General features: G+C 62.6%; 18 protein-coding genes. 4 read left to right on the top strand and 14 right to left on the bottom strand.

The features are described 5' to 3' along the window. Positions 1-44: 44 nt before the first annotated feature. Positions 45-1,121, bottom strand: coding sequence for a multiple monosaccharide ABC transporter substrate-binding protein (chvE, locus tag AC097N_RS05635; RefSeq protein ID WP_479579764.1), 1,077 nt, complete (start codon positions 1,119-1,121; stop codon positions 45-47). 148 nt (positions 1,122-1,269) lie between these two features. On the opposite strand from chvE, the gene AC097N_RS05630 reads away from it, so the two are divergent. Further along, positions 1,270-2,247 (top strand): LysR substrate-binding domain-containing protein, encoded by a 978-nt coding sequence (locus tag AC097N_RS05630; RefSeq protein ID WP_479579763.1) that lies wholly within the window; start codon positions 1,270-1,272, stop codon positions 2,245-2,247. Positions 2,248-2,256: 9 nt separating this feature from the next. Here the strand turns inward: AC097N_RS05630 and AC097N_RS05625 are convergent, their stop codons facing one another. After that, complete coding sequence (locus tag AC097N_RS05625) at positions 2,257-3,033, bottom strand: SDR family NAD(P)-dependent oxidoreductase (protein ID WP_479579762.1); 777 nt, start codon at positions 3,031-3,033, stop codon at positions 2,257-2,259. 132 nt (positions 3,034-3,165) lie between these two features. On the opposite strand from AC097N_RS05625, the gene AC097N_RS05620 reads away from it, so the two are divergent. Together AC097N_RS05620 and AC097N_RS05615 are read left to right on the top strand one after the other, a co-directional pair. Further along, positions 3,166-4,890 carry an IlvD/Edd family dehydratase gene (locus AC097N_RS05620; protein WP_479579761.1) on the top strand — a complete coding sequence of 575 codons (1,725 nt, stop codon included), beginning with the start codon at positions 3,166-3,168 and terminating at the stop codon, positions 4,888-4,890. Between the two features lie 17 nt (positions 4,891-4,907). Then, positions 4,908-5,831 carry an SMP-30/gluconolactonase/LRE family protein gene (locus AC097N_RS05615; protein WP_479580097.1) on the top strand — a complete coding sequence of 308 codons (924 nt, stop codon included), beginning with the start codon at positions 4,908-4,910 and terminating at the stop codon, positions 5,829-5,831. A 48-nt stretch (positions 5,832-5,879) separates the two neighbouring features. Here the strand turns inward: AC097N_RS05615 and AC097N_RS05610 are convergent, their stop codons facing one another. From AC097N_RS05610 to AC097N_RS05555, 12 genes are all read right to left on the bottom strand, one after another. After that, positions 5,880-6,713 carry an SDR family NAD(P)-dependent oxidoreductase gene (locus AC097N_RS05610; RefSeq protein ID WP_479579760.1) on the bottom strand — a complete coding sequence of 278 codons (834 nt, stop codon included), beginning with the start codon at positions 6,711-6,713 and terminating at the stop codon, positions 5,880-5,882. Positions 6,714-6,728: 15 nt separating this feature from the next. Then, the gene (locus AC097N_RS05605; RefSeq protein WP_479579759.1) at positions 6,729-7,637 is read right to left on the bottom strand and encodes an NAD-dependent epimerase/dehydratase family protein; all 909 of its coding nucleotides are present in this window, start codon (positions 7,635-7,637) and stop codon (positions 6,729-6,731) included. A gap of 19 nt (positions 7,638-7,656) precedes the next feature. After that, complete coding sequence (locus AC097N_RS05600) at positions 7,657-8,067, bottom strand: 5-carboxymethyl-2-hydroxymuconate Delta-isomerase (RefSeq protein ID WP_479579758.1); 411 nt, start codon at positions 8,065-8,067, stop codon at positions 7,657-7,659. A gap of 7 nt (positions 8,068-8,074) precedes the next feature. Continuing rightward, on the bottom strand, positions 8,075-9,265 hold the full coding sequence (locus AC097N_RS05595) for an ABC transporter substrate-binding protein (protein ID WP_479579757.1): 1,191 nt from the start codon (positions 9,263-9,265) through the stop codon (positions 8,075-8,077). 73 nt (positions 9,266-9,338) lie between these two features. After that, positions 9,339-10,043, bottom strand: coding sequence for an ABC transporter ATP-binding protein (locus AC097N_RS05590; RefSeq protein WP_479579756.1), 705 nt, complete (start codon positions 10,041-10,043; stop codon positions 9,339-9,341). Then, positions 10,040-10,759, bottom strand: coding sequence for an ABC transporter ATP-binding protein (locus tag AC097N_RS05585; protein WP_479579755.1), 720 nt, complete (start codon positions 10,757-10,759; stop codon positions 10,040-10,042). The genes AC097N_RS05590 and AC097N_RS05585 overlap by 4 nt, the downstream gene beginning before the upstream one ends. A 13-nt stretch (positions 10,760-10,772) precedes the next feature. Further along, a complete protein-coding gene (locus AC097N_RS05580; protein ID WP_479579754.1) occupies positions 10,773-11,753 on the bottom strand; it encodes a branched-chain amino acid ABC transporter permease in 981 nt (326 codons plus the stop codon). Between the two features lie 14 nt (positions 11,754-11,767). Beyond that, positions 11,768-12,619 carry a branched-chain amino acid ABC transporter permease gene (locus AC097N_RS05575; protein WP_479579753.1) on the bottom strand — a complete coding sequence of 284 codons (852 nt, stop codon included), beginning with the start codon at positions 12,617-12,619 and terminating at the stop codon, positions 11,768-11,770. A gap of 31 nt (positions 12,620-12,650) precedes the next feature. Then, positions 12,651-13,466, bottom strand: a complete 816-nt coding sequence (locus tag AC097N_RS05570) for an SDR family NAD(P)-dependent oxidoreductase (protein ID WP_479579752.1) — start codon at positions 13,464-13,466, stop codon at positions 12,651-12,653. Between the two features lie 105 nt (positions 13,467-13,571). After that, positions 13,572-14,714 carry an ABC transporter substrate-binding protein gene (locus AC097N_RS05565; protein WP_479579751.1) on the bottom strand — a complete coding sequence of 381 codons (1,143 nt, stop codon included), beginning with the start codon at positions 14,712-14,714 and terminating at the stop codon, positions 13,572-13,574. 155 nt (positions 14,715-14,869) lie between these two features. Beyond that, positions 14,870-16,609 (bottom strand): FAD-dependent oxidoreductase, encoded by a 1,740-nt coding sequence (locus tag AC097N_RS05560; RefSeq protein ID WP_479579750.1) that lies wholly within the window; start codon positions 16,607-16,609, stop codon positions 14,870-14,872. 1 nt (position 16,610) lies between these two features. Next, a complete protein-coding gene (locus AC097N_RS05555) occupies positions 16,611-17,405 on the bottom strand; it encodes a shikimate dehydrogenase family protein (RefSeq protein ID WP_479579749.1) in 795 nt (264 codons plus the stop codon). Between the two features lie 127 nt (positions 17,406-17,532). Between AC097N_RS05555 and AC097N_RS05550 the strand changes: the two genes are divergently transcribed. After that, entirely contained in the window at positions 17,533-18,570 is a 1,038-nt protein-coding gene (locus AC097N_RS05550; protein ID WP_479579748.1) for a Gfo/Idh/MocA family protein, read from the top strand. Positions 18,571-18,583 lie beyond the last annotated feature (13 nt).

The following is an 18,583-nucleotide window of genomic DNA, read 5'->3' as shown; positions in this document are numbered from 1 at the left end:
TGCGCGTGTCGGCACAGAGCCTTTTTGAAAATGGCGCAATACCCTTATTTCAACTGCTCTTCCTTGATGTAGCCACTGCCAACAAGCACCTGCTTGTAATTGGACAGGTCGACGCTCACCGGTTTCAACAAGTAGGACGGAACAATCTTGACCTTGTTGTTATAGGTCTTGGTGTCGTTGATCTCCACGGCTTTCCCGCTCATCATGGAATCCACCATCCCCGCAGTCACTTTGGCCAACTCACGGGTGTCCTTGAAGACGGTGGAATACTGCTCCTTGCGGATGATGGACTTGACGGAAGGCACTTCAGCATCCTGACCACTCACGTAGGGGTAAGGTTGTCCGGCGCTGCCGTAACCCACGCCTTTGAGTGAAGACAAGATGCCAATGCTCAAACCATCATACGGTGACAAAACGGCATTCACACGGGCTTTGCCGTAGTAGGCGCTCAACAAGTTGTCCATGCGCGACTGGGCCACTGCACCGTCCCAACGCAAGGTGGAAACCTTGTTCATGCCAATCTGCTTGCTCAGCACCACCAGCTTGCCCTTGTCGATATAAGGCTGCAGCACGGACATGGCGCCGTCATAGAAGAAGAAGGCATTGTTGTCATCCGCCGAGCCACCAAAAAGCTCAATATTGAACGGGCCTTTGCCGTCTTTGAGGCCCAGGGCTTTTTCGAGGGATTGCGCCTGCAACACGCCCACCTGAAAATTGTCAAACGTGGCGTAATAATCCACATTTTTGCTGCCCACAATCAGGCGGTCATAGGCCACGACCTTGATGCCTTTGTCAGCGGCTTTTTGAAGCGCATTGGACAAGGTGGAGCCATCAATGGCGGCGATCACAAGCACCTTGACGCCCTTGGTGATCATGTTTTCGATTTGGGCCAGCTGATTTGGAATGTCGTCATCCGCGTATTGCAAATCAGTTTTATAGCCCTTGGCAGCCAGGGCCGTGACCATGCTGTTGCCATCACTCACCCAGCGGGTTGACGTTTTGGTGGGCATGGCCACACCCACAGTCCCTTTGTCTTGCGCATTGGCTTGCGGCGCCCCCAAGGCAAAGCCAAGCGTCAAGCCAGCGGCCAGCGCCTTGAGTGTTGTTCTACGAGATTTCATTATTTGTCTCCTGATGGATGTTTGAATTGCCTTCAGCGGGCTTTGCATTTTTGTCGCTGAGCCACAATGATACGGATTTGATTGATAATTTTCTAATACTGTTTGATCTACTTGTGATGTCAATACTAAGATTGGTACAAACCCTGAAATGACTAACTACATGCATTGGTTCCTGCGTGCGAGGCTGAAGACACGACAGCTGCTGCTGCTGGTCGCGCTGGCCGAAGAGGGCAACATTCACCGCGCGGCCCAAGTCCTCAACATGACGCAGCCAGCGGCATCCAAACTGCTCAAGGACCTGGAAGACGCCCTGGAGGTGTCGCTCTTTGACCGCCTGCCCCGCGGCATGCGCCCCACCTGGTACGGGGAAACCATGATCCGGCATGCCCGCGTTGCCCTGACCAGCCTCAACCAGGCGCATGAGGAACTTCAGGCCGCCAAGAACGGCCAGTTTGGACAGGTCAATGTGGGCGCCATCACCGCGCCAGGACTTGCGCTGCTGCCGCCCACGGTCAAACTGGTGAAGCAGGACCATCCCAACCTGCAGATTGCACTGCAAATTGAACCCAGCGATGTGTTGATTGAACGCTTGAATCAGGGCAAGCTCGACATCCTCGTCGCGCGCCTGTTCGCCCAACATGACAAGACCGAACTGCGCTACGAAATGCTCACCGACGAGCCTGTGTGTGCCGTGGCGCGGCCAGGCCACCCCTTGCTCAACGTCGCCACCCTGGGCTTGCGGGATGTCGTTGATTCAGGCTGGATCGTCTCGCCCAGCGGCAGTGTGTTGCGCCACCGCTTTGATTTGATGTTTCAGGAAGAGGGTTTGCAGGCCCCCAGCAACGTCATTGAGACCGCCTCCCTGATGTTCACCACCAAGATGCTGCAGCAAAGCGACATGCTCAGCGTTGTGGCCACCGACGTGGCCCGCTATTACGCGGACCACGGCTTGCTGGCGATACTGCCCATGTCGCTGCCCTGCCAAATGGATGCGTTTGGCATCATCACCCGGCGCGACCGCCTGTTGTCGCCGGCCGCCAAGGTCATGCTGCGTGCACTGAAAGTCTCGGCCATGACGGTCTACGGAAAGCAACTGGATGTGGAGCCGGAAGACCCGGCCCGTTGAGCACCGGACTCAATTCCAGCCCGCGTCCACCTTGAACTCCTGGGCGGTGCACATGGCACCGTCATCGGACGCGAGAAACAGCACCATGCGGGCGACATCGGACGGCTTCAGCTTGTCGGGCAGACACTGGTTGCGTTTGATGTTTTCTTCGCCGTCGGCATTCAACCACATCTTGATCTGTCGCTCGGTCATTACCCAACCCGGGGACACGGTGTTGACCCGGATACGGTCCGCACCCAGGCTGCCGGCTAGACCACGGGTTAGACCATTCACGGATGATTTGGCGATGGCGTAACACGGGTATTCACTGCCTTTGGTCTGCCAGCCCGTTGAGCCGAGGTTGATGATGGCGCCACCGCCCAGGCGGCGCATGCCAGGCACGATGGCCTGAATGGCAAAAAAACCGGGCCGCTGGTTAACGGCCATGCGCTCGTCCCAGTACTCGGGCGTGACGGATTCAATGGTGTGCCGATCATCACGCGCCACGTTGTTCACCAGCGTCGAAAAATCACCAAGCTCACGCGTGGCCTCTTCGATGGCGCCCTGTAGCGCTGCGACGTCGCGAACGTCACAGGTACGCCACCATGGCGCAGGGTGACCGTCGTCGACCAGTCGTTGTGCCAGTGCTGCGCTTTCAGCTTCCGCCACGTCAATGAAGGCGACCTGGGCCCCCTGCTCAGCGAACGCGGAGACGATGGCAGCGCCAATGCCCGTTCCACCGCCAGTGACAAAGACGCGCTGCCCGAGCAGGCTGGGATAAATGGCCAAAGTTTGAGATGTCGTCACAGGGTATTCCTTAGGTATTGCAATTTGAATATGTCATTAATTAATTTATCTATTTTCCATTATCACTTTGCCTTGCTACGATGCGATCTGTCAAGCCCTCGCGCCAAACCCATAACGAAAGACAACTGAGACATGGATTCCAAAAAACACCCCTTTCGCCGCAGCCAGGCCTGGTTTGGAAAAGATGACCGGGATGGCTTCGTGCACCGCAGCTGGCTCAAAAATCAAGGCTACCCGCATGACGAACTGGATGGCCGCCCGGTCATCGGCATCTGCAACACCTGGAGCGAATTGACTCCCTGTAACGGGCACTTCCGCGAACTGGCCGAGTTCGTCAAACGCGGCGTTTATGAGGCCGGTGGCTTTCCGCTTGAATTTCCGGTGATGTCACTGGGCGAAACCCAGCTGCGCCCCACCGCGATGCTGTTTCGCAACCTCGCCAGCATGGACGTGGAGGAGTCGATTCGTGGCAATCCAATCGATGGTGTCGTGCTGCTGATGGGCTGCGACAAGACCACGCCGTCGCTGATGATGGGTGCGGCCAGTTGCGATCTGCCCACCATTGGCGTGTCCGGCGGCCCCATGCTCAACGGCAAGTTCCGTGGCACCGACATTGGCTCAGGCACCGGCGTGTGGCAAATGAGCGAGATGGTGCGTGCGGGTGAAATGACGCAGGAGGACTTTACGGCGGCCGAGTCGTGCATGCACCGCTCCAAAGGCAGTTGCATGACCATGGGCACGGCCAGCACCATGGCCAGCATGGTCGAGGCACTGGGCATGTCCCTGCCTGAAAATGCGGCCATTCCCGCCGCCGATACCCGGCGTAACCGGCTGGCACAAATGAGTGGCCGACGCATTGTGGAAATGGTCAAGGAAGACATGCGCATGTCCCAGATCCTGACCCGCGAGGCATTTGAGAACGCCATTCGCACCAATGCCGCCATTGGCGGCTCGACCAACGCGGTGATTCACCTGATTGCGATTGCCGGACGCATGGGCATCAAGCTGGATCTGGACGACTGGGACCGCCTGGGCGCTGAGGTGCCCTGCCTGCTCAACCTGCAGCCTTCAGGCAAATACCTGATGGAAGATTTTTACTACGCCGGTGGGCTGCCCGCCGTGCTGCGCGAAATCAAACCCATCCTGCACCTGGACGCCATCACGGCCAACGGAAAAACGCTGGGGGAAAACATTGAAAAAGCCCCCTGCTACAACCGCGACGTCATCAAGACACCGGACGAACCTTTCATGAAAGATGCCGGCATCGCCGTGCTGCGTGGCAACCTGGCACCGGATGGCGCGGTGATCAAACCCTCAGCGGCATCAGCGCACCTGCTGCAGCACCGCGGTCGTGCTGTGGTGTTTGAGGATATTGAAGATTTCCATGCCCGCATTGACGGCGATGAACTCGACATTGATGAGCACTGCGTGATGGTGCTCAAAAATTGCGGCCCCAAGGGCTACCCCGGCATGGCCGAGGTCGGCAACATGCCGCTGCCACCCAAGATTTTGCAAAAAGGCATCACCGACATGGTGCGCATCAGTGATGGCCGCATGAGCGGCACGGCCTACGGGACCGTGGTCTTGCACACCAGTCCGGAAGCCGCTGCGGGCGGCCCGCTGGCACTGGTACAAAACGGCGACATGATTGAACTCGATGTCGCGGGCAGGCGCCTGCACCTGGAAGTGACCGACGACGAACTGGCACGGCGGCGCCTGAGCTGGAAACCCCCGGTCCACCCGAACCGCGGTTACCAAAAGCTGTACGTGGACCATGTGCAGCAAGCCCACCTGGGCGCTGACCTGGACTTTCTGGTGGGTGGCAGCGGCGCCCTGGTGCCGCGCGAGTCGCATTAAATAGACGATTGAAAATGATGCCTTCTGCCATTGAAGTGTCGGAACGCCCGGCACCTCTTATTCTGGGCGAGCCACGTTGTGTCTGGGCCGCAGACGCGATGCTGGGCGAAGGAACTTTGTGGTCTGTTCGGCACCAGGCGCTGTATTGGGTGGACATCCTGGGCCATCAGCTGCACCGTTACCACCCGGCCACGCAAGCGCGGGACAGCTGGGCCTTTGAAGAAGAAATATCGGCCGTGGCCGAGCGTGCATCGGCATCCGGGCTGCTGGTCACACTGCGCCGGGGTTTTGCATTTTTTAACCCGGAAACCGGCGCGCTGCAGCGCCTGCACCAGCCTGAACCCGAGCGCACAGGCAACCGGTTCAACGACGGAAAATGCGATGCGCAGGGACGCTTCTGGGGCGGCACCATGGACTTTGCCTGCCAGCAGCCCACAGGTGCCTTGTACCGCTATACACCGGACGGCCAGTGCAGTCGCATGGCCGACGGCTATGCGGTAACGAACGGCCCCACGTGGTCGCTGAACGGACGCACGATGTATTTCAATGACACCGTGCAGGCGGCGACCTACGCATTTGATTTCAATCCTGAAGACGGCGCATTGAGCGGGCGCCGCCTGTGGCGCCAATGGGGCGCCCAGGACGGGTTCCCCGACGGCATGACCACCGACGCCGCGGGGCGTCTGTGGATGGCCCACTGGGGTGCCGGCTGCGTGACATGCAACGACCCCGCCACAGGCACCGAGTTGGCCCGCGTGACCTTGCCCACCCGTCACATCACCAACTGTGCTTTTGGGGGGGCCGACCTCAAGACCCTGTTCATCAGCAGTGCCTGCTCCGGCTTGGACACCGTGCAATTGGCGGCTGAGCCGCTGGCGGGCGGGCTGTTTTGCGTGGATATGAATGATGCGGGATTACCGGCACCGTTTTTTGCAGGATGAGTGCCGGAGTCTTGCAGCCTGTCTTCCCGATTTCAGAGGCTCACACAATCAAATTGAGACGGGAGCGTCAGCCGTCGCAGTCTTGCCGGGCCGCCCGGGAATCATGCTGAGCATATGGTCGGAAATGCCACCGTCCACCACCAGGTTTTGTCCCGTTACATAAGACGCCGCGCTGCTGGTGAGGTAAGCCACCGCAGCGCCAACGTCCTCGGCACGGCCAATGCGCGCCAGGGGGACGAGCGCCTCGCGCTGCTGCAGGGTGACGGCGTCCTGGTACACCGATTCGGTCAGTGGCGTGCGGATCATGCCGGGGCAGACCGTATTGACGCGAATCCCCTCGTCCGCCCACTCCTGGGCGAGTTGACGGCACAACATGATGAGCGCGGCCTTGGCCGCCGAATAGGCGCCATAGCCCGGGTGCGGCGTCAGGCCCGACATCGAAGCCACGGCGGTGATGCTGCCGCGCGTACGCGCCAATTGTTCGCGCGCCGCCTGCGCCAGCAACAAGGTTGAACGGGTATTGAGGTTGAAAGTGCGGTCCCACTGCGCCGCCGTCAGGTCCGCCAGACGGCTAGGACCTGAGGCACCGGCATTACAAATGAGCGCCGTCACATCGCTGCCTTGGGCTCGCGCCTGCGCCACCAGGGCCGTGCACTCTGCCGGGTCGGTGATGTCGCCGGCCACCCCAGTGGCCGTGGCGCCAGCGGCACGCAATTCGTCGACCAGCTGGTCCAGCCGCTCACCGGGCGTTGAGGCGGCCGCGCTGATGTGGATGCGCGCACCGCCTTGGCGGGCCTGCTCGATCAAGGCGAAACAGATGCCACGGCCAATGCCACCGGTGGCGCCGGTCACCAGGGCGTGAATGGGAGAGGAGGTGTTCATGGAATGCCTTTCAGGTCAGGACTGCAGCGCCGTCTGTGCCCGGTAGAACTGCAGGGTGGCCGCAATGCCTTGCACCAGGCCGGTCTGCTGGCGCTGGGGCAACAGCGCGTCCAGCCCATCTTCGGTGATGCCGGGTGCAATCGTCAGCGGCGGGCCGTCGGCGCTCAGTTGGGCGCCGGGCACCTGGCGCCGGATTTCCGTTATGACCTCGTCCACGGTAGCGACCTGGCCCACCAGGTTGTAAGCACTGGCACCTTGCGCTGGCGTCAGCAGGGCCGCCTCGAAAGCCTGCGCCACGTCGTCCGCATAAATCAGGCCGGAGGCACCGCTGTAGCCGATGGTGTAGGGCTCGCTTCGCATAGCCGCGCGGCAGGCCAGGCTGGGGCCGGCACTCACGCCCGTCTCCCGTCCCGGGCCGTACACCACAAAGGGCCGAAAACCAATACTGGCCAGTTGGCGATCATGCCAATAAGCCCGCGCCGAACCTTCGACCGCCAGCTTGAAGGCGCCATAGTGGGTGGCAGGTTGCGGGTGTTGCGCATCCTGCGGACCAAAAACACCGGCCGAGCTGGCGTACACCACCTGGCCCAGGCCCTGCGCCTGCGCAGCGTCAAACACATGCAGCGCACCGATCAGGTTGATTTCGGCGCCGCGCACCGGCTGGGCACTGCAGTCGGGCGTCAGCACACCGGCCAGGTGGACTACGCCGTCACAGTCCTGCATCGCCTGCTGCACAGCCTCGGCATGGCGGATATCGCCCACACGCCAGTCCAACTGGTGGACCACGTCGCCGGCAATCGCCGCCACCGTTTGCCGGTTCGCGTGGATGTCAAACACCCGCACCTCCACACCCCGGGCAATCAGCCGGCGGATGATCCAGGCGCCCAGAAATCCGCTGCCGCCCGTCACCAGTACACGTTTCATCAATCATTCTCCAGAGTCGTCACGTTGTCCGGCACACTAGCGCCTCTGCGGGGTCGTCGGTAGCGGCAAGGTTGTTTTTGTAAATGCTCACAGCGGCATCAAACTCGGTCACCTCCAGCTGGCAACCCAGCCGCTGCGTCTTGAACAGTCCGTCCATGGTTTTCAGCACGGCGCCGAACAGCTCCCGGCTGATGCGTTGGCGCAAGGCGAGGTTGCGGCCCGGCGCGATACGCACGGTGACGTTGACAAAGCCGTTGTCGGCCTCGCCATTGCCAACCCGGTATTGCGTCAGCACCCGGGCAAAGGTGCGGATGCCCCACACCGGGAAGATGCCCGATTCGACAGCCGCCTGGTGGATGGCGCCCACCAAGCGTGCGTCGGTCACGGCCGTTTCCAGGTTTGCACTGTAGTCAATCTGGATGTGCGGCATGGCGCTCCTACATTTTGCAAAGCAGCGAGGGAGCGGGCGTCAGCGACGGTGGGAAGGTCTGTTCGATCACCGGGCGCAAGGCGCCATCCACTACTTTGGCGCGTCCCACGAAGTTGGGCAGCAGCAGCTGGTTGTCGGCGGCGCGCATGGTGACCGTGCCATAAATCGTGTCCAGGGAGGCGCCACGCAGCGCTTTGCTGACATCCGCCGGTTTCACACTGCCTGCCTTCTTGATGCCGTCGAACATCACTTGCGTGCCGTTGTAGGCCTGGCCTTCGTTGTCGGTCGGCAGGCGATTGAACTTGGCCTTCCAGGCCGCCACAAACACCTTGTTGCGCGGATTGTCGATATCCGCTGTGTAGGCTGTAGTGCCCGGCGTCCCGTCCAGGGCCTTGCCGGTCGCGTTGATCATAAAGTTCTGGATCAGTGAATGGCCGATCAGGCGCGTCTTGGGGATCAGTCCGAATTCCTCTGCCTGCTTGACAAAGGCGATGGCGTCACGGCCGGTCTCGGCCACCCAGATGGCATCTACATTGGCGGCCTTGAGTTGCGCAATGTAGGGCGAGAAGTCCTTGGTGCCCATCGGTACAAACAGGCTCAGGGGCACGCTTTTGCCGGAGGCCTCGGCCGCCTTCTTGAACGATTCACCCGAATCACGGCCCCACACATAGTCGGCAGCGAGCACGGCGAAGCTCTTTTCTTTCAATCCTTTGGCCCATTCATTGATCATGGCGATGTCCATCGCGTCCGAATGGTTGGTGCGGAAGCTGCGCGGCTTGCAGGTGTCGCCGGTGAGTTTGTCGGACTTGCTCGCGACAATAAAGTATGCGGCGTCCCAGCGGTCCAGGTTCTGCGCCAGCGCCAGCGAGATGGATGAGGGGATGGCGCCAATCAATAGGTTGTAACCGTCCCGTGCCAATTTTTCAGCAACGCGGCGGCCGGCGTCGGGGGTGCCCTCATCGTCAGCAATCTGCACCTCGACCTTGCGGCCATCGACACCGCCCTTAGCATTGGCTTCGTCAATGGCGAACTGAATCGCACGGATGACCTCTTCACCTTGCTGGGCAAACACGCCGGATTTGGAAGAAACCAGCCCGACCTTGACCGGCTCCTTGCCCTGGGCCAGCACGGTCACAGGAAGTGTTGCCACCAAAGCCAGCGTGGCGAGCGTGCGCGGCAGGGTTTTCATCTTGAACATGGGGTTGTCTCCTCAATCAAACAGCCGGAATCGGTCCGGCGACCGGTATTTACAAAAAAGTTGGGGCGATGGCCTAAACCATCACATGGGTTTCCAGGTCCAGCAGGCTCTCACGCGTGTTCTGCACGGCCCCCTGGGCCACCACCGCACCCTTGGCCATGGCGCAGTAACGCTGGGCCACCCGCACCACCAGGCTCATGTTCTGTTCGATCAACAGCAAGGCCGTGCCCTGCTCGGCCACCTGGTTGAAGATGCGCGCCAACAGGTCCACGATCACCGGCGCCAGGCCTTCAGTGGGCTCGTCCAGCAGGATCAGGCTGGGGTTGGCCATGAGGGCCCGCCCGACCGCCAGCATCTGCTGCTGGCCACCCGAGAGCGCGGTGCCCGGCGTGTGGGCGCGCTCCTGCAATATGGGAAACAGCTTGTAGACCTCGGGCACGTTCCAGGGCCCTTTGCGCCCGACGGCGGCACCCAGGATCAGGTTCTCTTGCACCGTCAGGTTGGCCACGATTCGCCGACCCTGCGGCACCACCACCACGCCATGCTGGGCCGCCAGGTAGGGGCGTGGCTTTTGCAGCGCGTAGTCGCCCAGGTGAATCTGCCCGCCTTTGAGGGACGCCAGGCCCAGAATGGTGTTGACCACCGTGGTCTTGCCCACGCCGTTGCGCCCGACCAGCGCCACGCGCTCGCCCGGGTTCACCGTCAGGTTCAGGTTATGCAGGATGTGGGCCGCGCCGTAAAAGGCGTTGACGTTCTCCAGTTTCAACAAAGCGCTCATGCTGCGCTCCCAAGATAGGCTTCCCGCACACGCGGATCGGCGCGCACGCTGGTCGGCTCGCCACTGGCGATGACACGGCCGAGTTCAAAAACAGTGACAACATCGGAGATGCCGAACACCACGTCCATGTCATGCTCCACCAGCAACACCGAAACATCCCAGCGCGAGGTCAGAGCCTTGAGGTGTTTGGCCAGGTCCATCGACTCCTTGACCGAGAGCCCGGCCATCGGTTCGTCCAGCAGCAAGACGCTGGGGCGCCCCACCAGGGCGAGGGCCAGGTCCAGGCGGCGTTGTTCGCCGTAGCCCAGGTCTTCGGCCATCACGTCCGCCATCGGCAGCAGGTCGAGTTCCTGAAGCACGGCATCGGCATCGGCGGCCGAATCGGCCACGCCCATCTTGTAGGAGGCCAGTTCGACCTGTTTTCGCACCGGCATCTGGCCAAAGATGCTGGTGCGCTGGAAACTGCGTGACAGGCCTTTCATGCGCCGCTGCGTCGGCCCCAGGGCAGTGACGTCCTGCTCGCCGAGAAACACCTGGCCACGGGTCAGACGCACGCGTCCGGTGATGGCGTCAATCACGGTGGACTTGCCGGCGCCGTTGGGCCCGATCAGGCCACGGATCTGGCCGCGCTTCAGGGTGATGGCCACGCCATCCACCGCCTTGACGCCGCCATAGTGGATGGCCACGTCTTCTGCGCGCAATACATATTCAGTCATCTTGTTTCTCCCCTCAGTGCCCGGCCGCGCGGGGGGCGGCGGGGGCGGCTTTGTTGCTTTGGATCAGGCGTTGCAGTGCACCGGCAATGCCGGTGGGCGAGAACACGATCACGGTGATCAGGGCGATGCCAAAGATCGCCATCCAGTGGTTGGCGTAGTCGCCCAGGATGTCTTTGGCCAGGAAATACACCACAGCCCCCAGTGCCGGGCCCCACAAGGCCTTGAAGCCCCCGACCACCACCATCATCAGCGCCACCCCGGAGAGGCTCCAGTGCAGGTTCTCGGGTGAGACAAAGCCGGTGTTCAGGGCCGAGAGCAAACCCGCCAGGCCAGTGACGGTGGCCGACAGGGCATAGACCGTGGCGCGCGGCAGCAGGGTCTGGATGCCAATGAAGCGGGCGCGTTCTTCGTTGTCACGCACGGCTTCGGTGATGGCGCCAAAGCGGCTGCGCAGCAACAGGGTCAGCAACAGCATCACCACCACCAGGGTTGTCCAGCACAGCAAAAAGAGGCTGGCGGGCTGGAGCAACTGGGCCGTGGGCACGCCAAACAGCGCGGCGGGCCACTCGATGTTCATGCCGTCGGCGCCACCCGTGATGCCGCGGGAACGCGAGGCCGTGAGGTAGAACATCTGGCCGATGGCCAGGGTCAGCATGCCAAAGGCAACCCCCGGCACGCGCACGATCACCAGGCCCATGACGAAGGCGACCCCCGCCAGGCCTGCCAGGGTGACGGCGATGGCGGCCTCGGCCGGCATCCACTTGAGCTGCAGGATCAGGCCCACGGCATAGCCGGAGGCGCCAAAGAACAGCGCATGGCCGAAGCTGACCATGCCGTTTTGGCGCAGCAGCAGGCCCACCCCAATGGCAAACACGGCATATATGATGGCCTGCGTCAGCAGGGACAAGACCGTGCCCGAGCTCACCCCCATCGCCACCGCGGCGCCTACCGCCAGGGCCAGGACGGTGCCCAGGCCAATTCGTTTGATCGTCATGTGAGTCTCTCTCTTCAAGTACGGCTGCCGGCAAAGCCAGCGGGTTTCCAGATCAGGATGGCGACCATGATCACGAAGGGCAGCACGGCGGAGAGGTCGGGCAGGTAGACCGCACCGAGCGCCTGGATCATTCCCAGCGCCATCGCGGCGATGAAGGCACCTGCCAGGGAGCCCAGGCCGCCGACCACCACCACCACAAAGGAGTCGATGATCACGTCGCTGCTCATGGAAGGGGACAGGGACAGAAAGGGCGCGGCCACGACGCCGGCCAGACCGGCCAGCGCCGTGCCCAGGCCCACTACTCCGGCGCTCAGGGCATCGGTGTTGACGCCTTGCATGGCGGTGGTGGTGGGGTCGGTACTGGCGGCGCGCACAAAGAGGCCGACTTTGGAGAAGCGCAGCCACAGGCTCAGACCCAGCGCTACCAGGGCCCCGACGCCAATCACGGCAATGCGGTAGGCCGGCACCGGGGTGCCGAACAGGTCGACCGCCACATTGAGCGCGGCGGGCACCGGCATGGAGAGGTTGCTCTTGCCCCAGAAGGATTGCACGAAGTCTTCAATCACCAGCAGGAGACCGAAGGTGACCAGCACCACGCTCAAGGGGTCGCGGTCTTGCAGCAGGCGAAAGCCGTAGCGGTCCAGCAAGACGCCCAGCACGGCCATGATGGCCGGAGCAACAATGAGCGCGACCCAGAAGTTGCTGTGGCTGGCCACTGAGTAGCCGAGGTAGGCGCCCAGCATGTAGAGCGAGCCATGGGCGAAGTTGACCACGCGGCGCAGGCCGTAGATCAGGGCCAGGCCCGAGCACATCACGATCAGCAACGCTCCATACACCAGACCGTTGAACAGGTTGATCGTCAACATTTTTTTGTCTCCTGAAAATTAAATAAGCCGTTCATGCCACCGCCTGTGCATCGAGTTCCGGCAAGGCCGATTCCGGTGCCCCAAAAGCGGTCCAGCCCCCATCCACCGGCAATACCGCACCGGTGATGTAGCTGGCCTTGGGCGACACCAGAAATGCAATCGCCTGCGCAATCTCGGCGGGCTCGGCCATGCGTCCCAAAGGCGTGCGGTGCGCGATGCCCTTGACATCCAGCGCACCCTGGCGCGCCAGTTCGGCCACCATGGCCGTGCGCACATAACCCGGTGCCACGGCGTTGACACGAATGCCAGCGCGCGCCCACTCGCAGGCCATGGCACGCGTCATACCCAGCACGCCGGCTTTTGCCGCGCTGTAGGCATTGCGTGTGGGCAGGCCAATGGTGCTGGCAATAGAGCCCAGGTTGACGATGGCGCCACACGCCATGCCCTGCGCAGGCCCGGCCTGCAGCATCACCCGCGCCACGGCCTGGCTCATCAAAAAGGTACCGCGCAAATGCACGGCCAGCACGCGGTCAAAGGCCTCGACGTTTTGGGACACGGAGGGGCCGGTCTGGTCGCCGATACCGGCGTTGTTGACCAACCCATCGACGCGTCCAAATCGGGCCACCACCGACGCAACCACCGCCGCCACACTGACCTCGGAGGTCACGTCGCAGGCCAGGCCTAGGTGCTGGGCGCCCAACTCGGTGGCGCGGGCCTGGGCCGCGTCGGCGCGCACATCCAGCAACGCGACGCAGCAACCGTCTGCGGCCAGCTGTTGCGCGGTGGCCCAGCCGATGCCATCGGCAGCACCCGTCACGATGACGACCATCTCACTCTGTTTTGTCATGGTTGTTTTCTCAAAAAGGTTGAAGGCAGGCAGGGCTCCGCGCACCAGCGCCGGTAGCGCTGGATTTTTTTCACCCAAGAGCGCGGTGGCGCCTGCGGTGTCGTCTTACTTTTTGTTCAGCGGGGGCAAGGTGGCGACCACCACCTGGCGGCCGTTGCGGACTTCGACCAGAAAGCTCTCGCGGTCCAGGTCGCCCTTGTCGTCAAAGGTCACGTCCATGATGATGCCGGGGTACTTTTTGGCGCTGATGTGCAGCCCCTTCATAGCCTGCGCCACGGCCTTGCGGTCCAGCTTGCCGGCCTTGTCGATCGCGGCCTTCAGGGTGTACACGCCCATGTAGCCCTTGATGCCGTTGTGGTCCGGGAGGTATTTGTAGGCCTGGTAGAACTTGCCCTTGAACGCCAGCATTTCAGGAATCGGCGCGTCCACCGTCAGCCCCACATGGCCCATGGCGCCGTTGGCGGCCTCACCGGCCAGTTCAATCACTTTTTGGCCCGTCAACGTCGTCTCGCCAATGACGGGTTTGGTCCAGCCTTGCTTGCGCAGCTCGCGCAGGATGCGGGCCGACTCCTCTTCGGTCACGTACACAAACAGCGCGTCGGCATTGCTCTGCTTGGCCTTGATCACGGCCGCCGAGAAGTCCACTTGCTGTGGATCGGTGGCAATGTCCGCCACGATCTTGGTGGACGAGCCTTCCAGATTTTTGAAGATGGCGTCACGCCCGCCCTTGCCGAAATCGTTGTTCTGGTAGATCACCGCCAGAGTCTTGGCCTTGGTGTTGATGTAGCGCGCCACCTTGGGGAACGAGAACGATTGGCCAAACGCAGTGCGAAATACGTAGGGGTTGCCTTGCTGCGTGATGGCTGCGGCTTCGCCGCCGGTCCAGTTGGGGATCTCGGCCCGGCGGCTCTCGTTCATGCTGACCATGATGGAGCCGGAATAGACGGGGCCAAAGATGGCGAACACGTCATCGTCCACCGCCTTTTGGGTCAAGCCTTTGGCCACGCTGGGGTTGGTCTGGGTGTCGGCTGTGGTGGTCACAATTTTTTTGCCGAGAATGCCGCCTGCCGCGTTGATTTCCTTCACGGCCAGCTCGATGCCGTCGCGGAAATACGTGCCGGGGCTGGCACCGCCACCCGACAGTTCCACGATGTTGGCGATCTTGATGACGTTTTCAGAAAAACTGGCTGTAGCCAGCGTAAACAGTGCGCAAGCAGCTGCTATTTTGATAGCAATTCGTTTTTGCATGAGTGTGTCTCCTCAATCTATTTAAAAGCACATGCCCCGTTGACCCCGGCATCAAAGGGTTGCTGAATTCTGATTTGTGAAGCACCAGAATCCAGCGACGATTCGGGCCGAAAACAGGACATTTCCTGCGCGGCCAACTCAGTGTTTTCCCTAGGTCAACACCCCTTCCTGACCTTGGCGCGCGCCACCGCGTGCCGCGCCGCCAGGTAGCCAAACACCAGGCCCGGCCCAATGGTGATGCCGGGGCCGGTGTACACCCCGCCCATGATCGAGTGCATGTCGTTGCCCACGGCGTACAGACCGCCGATGGCCTGTTCGTGCTCGCCCAAAACACGCGCGTCGGCATCGGTGGCCAGACCGGTGGAGGCACCGATGTCGCCGGGGTACAGGCGCACCGCGTAAAAGGGCGCTTGCATCAGGGCGCCGAGGTTCGGGTTCTTGCCGGTCCACGCGGGGTCGCCGATGTTTTGCTGGTAAGCCGTGACGCCACGCTGGAAGTCTGGGTCCACCCCGGTCGCGGCATAGGCGTTGATCTGCTGGACGCTGGCCTGCAAGCCTTGGGCGTCCATGCCCAACTGGTGCGCCAGCTCGGCCAATGTGTTCGCCTCGGTCAGGTAGCCGTCGGCCAGAAAGGGCGCCAGCCCCTTGCCGCCGGGGCGCACCATGCCCATGCCGTATTTGCGCAAGGCCCGGGCATCGCAAATCAGGTAGGCGGGCACGGCCGGACGGGTCGGGTTGGCCCGCTGCATGGCAAGGGCAAACAGGTGGTAGGAGGTGCTCTCGTTCACGAAGCGCTCACCGGCCTGGTTGACGGTCAGCATGCCGGGCTTGGCGCGGTCCATCACAAAGTGCGGGAACACGGCCTGGCTGCCATCGGGGCGCTTGCGCAAGGACACCGGCGCCCAGAAGGCATCGGTGTCGCCGCCCGTGCCGTAGTGCGCCCCCAGGCCCCGCGCCAGATCGTGAGCGGCGCCGGTGTGCCCCGGCGCCGCCGGGCACCAGGCGGCGTCCACGCCTGCCAGCATGGCTTGGCGCAAGGCCGGATGGCGGTTGAAGCCGCCGCTGGCCATAATCACGCCACCGGTGACCCGCACCGTGCGGCGCTCGCCATGGTTCGACAAGGTGACGGCTTCAACACCGTGCTCGCCGCGCTGGATGTCCTGGACCGAGGTGCTCAGGGCCAGCGACACGCGGGCGTGTTGGGACAAGGAATACAGCAAGCGCCCGACCAGCGCATTGCCCATCACCAGCCGTGTGCCACGCGGGTGGCCGAGCCGGTCAACCGCGTGCCGCAGAACAATTTTCACCGCGTGCTTGAGCGACGCCAACGACTGGGTCATGCCCAGCAGGTGGTTGATGTCCGTGCGGTCCACCATCATGCCGCCCAGCACGGTGAACTCGGGGATGGGCGGGCGCACCAGCTTGAACAGGTCGCCCAGCAAGCGGCCGTCAAACGGCAGAGGCTCCAGCGCCCGGCCCGCAAGTGTCGAGCCGCCCAGGTCCGAGATGTAGTCGGGGTGCCTGGCGCAGGGCCGGTAGTGAACCTGCGAGTTCGCCTCGATGTGCTGGACGGCGGCCGGTCCGTTGTCCAGAAAGGCCTGGCGCAAGGACGCCGGGGTGCGTTCGCCCACGGCGTTGGTGAGGTAGCGCGCGGCCTCCGCCAGCGTGTCCGTGGGGTTGACTGCCGCCGCATGGTGCGTGCCCGGCACCCAGGTGGTCCCGGCGGACCAGGCGGTGGTGCCGCCGACCCACGCCGTGTGCTCCACCAGCAGCACCCTGGCGCCGTCAATCGCGGCGAACAAGGCCGCTGACAGGCCGGCGCCACCGGCGCCGATCACCACCACGTCGTAGGTGTCGGCTTCGGGAAGGGCTGTGAGATGGGTGAGCACCTGCATGTCAGGCGCCCAGCAAAAAATCAACCATCAGGTCGCGCACACGGCCAAACATGTGGGCACCGGTGAGGTGGCCGCAGCCCTGGGCACGTGCGGCCGCAATCAGCGGCGTAACGGCTGGCGCGGTGATGACGCAACCCACAAACATGGTGCCGGTGATCTGGCTTACGTCCAGCGGATACGGGTCAGACGCTTTCATGCCCACCGGGGTGGCGTTGACCACCACGTCGAACCCGCTGGGGTCGGCCGAGCCCTGCGTCACCGGGCACTGACCCAGGCTGGCCAGCCGGTCCACCAGGGCCGTGCGGCGCTGGACGTCTTCGTCATGAATCGCCAGGCCGCTCACACCCGCCATGACCAGCGCATGGGCAATGGCCGAGCCGGCACCGCCCGCCCCCACCAGCAAGGCCTTTTTGCCTGCGGGCTGGCAACCGTTGTCCTGCAGGGCCGCCACAAAACCCAGGCCGTCAAACATGTCGCCGTGCCAGCTGCCGTCGGGGTTGCGGCGCATCACGTTCACGGTGTGCAAAAAGGCGGCACGCTCCGAGGTGGTGAAGCACAGGTCAAAGCAGGCGAACTTGTGCGGCACGGTGACGATGATGCCGTCCACGTTTTGCGTCAGTGACACACCCCCCAGCCACGCCGCCAGTTGGGCAGGCGCCACATGGGCCGGCATGACATAGGCGCTATGACCGCGCTCAAAAAAAGCCTGGGTCACCCCCGCCGGGGATTTGACCTGGGCAATGGGGTCGCCCACGATGAAATGAACGCGTGTGGCACCGCTTAAGAGTTCTGACATGGCTGCGCTCCGTTGGGTTATTTCTAAGCTGGCCGAATAATACATAAAACTGGAATACTATTCAACTATTGAATTAAATTCTGTTTTTGTGTACTATCCAGTCACCCACAAAAAAACCGAGGCATCCATGTCCAAGACCCACATTGCCCTGATTGGTGCCGGCGCCATTGGCCGCACGCACATTGACCGCATTCAGCGCAGCGACAACCTGGCGTTGGCCGCCATTGCCGACCCCACCGAAGCGGGCCGCGCCCTGGCGGAGTCGCTGGGCGTGCGCTGGTTTGCCGACCACGTCAACATGCTCGACCGCGTGAAACCGCAGGGCGCTGTGGTGGCCACACCCAATTTCACACACATCCCCGTGGCGCTGGACTGCCTGGAACGCGGCGTGGCCGCTTTGGTGGAAAAACCGGTGGCCGACACCGTGGCAGAAGCGCAGTTGCTGGTCGATGCCCAGGCCAAAACCGGTGTGCCGGTGCTGGTGGGCCACCACCGCCGCTACAACCCCATCAACCGCCGCGCCCGTGACATCCTGCAGGCCGGCCACCTGGGCCAGTTGGTCACCGCCAATGTGATGGCCACCTTCCTGAAACCCGAACCCTACTTTGAAGCTGCCTGGCGACGGCAAAAGGGCGGTGGCCCGATCCTGATCAACCTGATCCACGAGATCGACATGCTGCGTTTTCTATGCGGCGAAATCACCTCGGTGCAGGCGCTCACCAGCAACAAGGTGCGCGGCTTCGAGGTCGAAGACACCGCCGCCGCCGTGCTGCGTTTCGAGAACGGCGCCCTGGGCACCGTGGTGCTGTCCGACACTGCCACCTCGCCCTGGAACTGGGACTTTTGCGCCGGGGAACAAGACCAGTACCCACGCCAGAACGTGCAGTCGCACTTCATCAGCGGCACGCACGGCTCGCTCTCCCTGCCCGATCTGGCACTGTGGAACTACCGGGGCGAACGCAGCTGGCATGCCGAGATGACGCGGGAGCAAACCATGGTGCACCAAGCCGACCCCTACACCCGCCAGTTGCAACACTTCAAGGCCGTGATTGACGGCACCGAGGCACCGCTGTGCAGCGCGCTCGACGGTTTGCGCACCTTGCAGGCCACGCTGGCTGTGAGCGAAGCCGCGGCCAGCGGTCAAGCCGTGTCCTGTACGCTTTGAGCCTTCTTTGAAC

It is taken from the genome of Rhodoferax sp. LS1R11 (assembly GCF_056521395.1).
The sequence above is the reverse complement of the archived record's forward strand: the minus strand, read 5'-3'. Positions and strand labels throughout refer to the sequence as shown.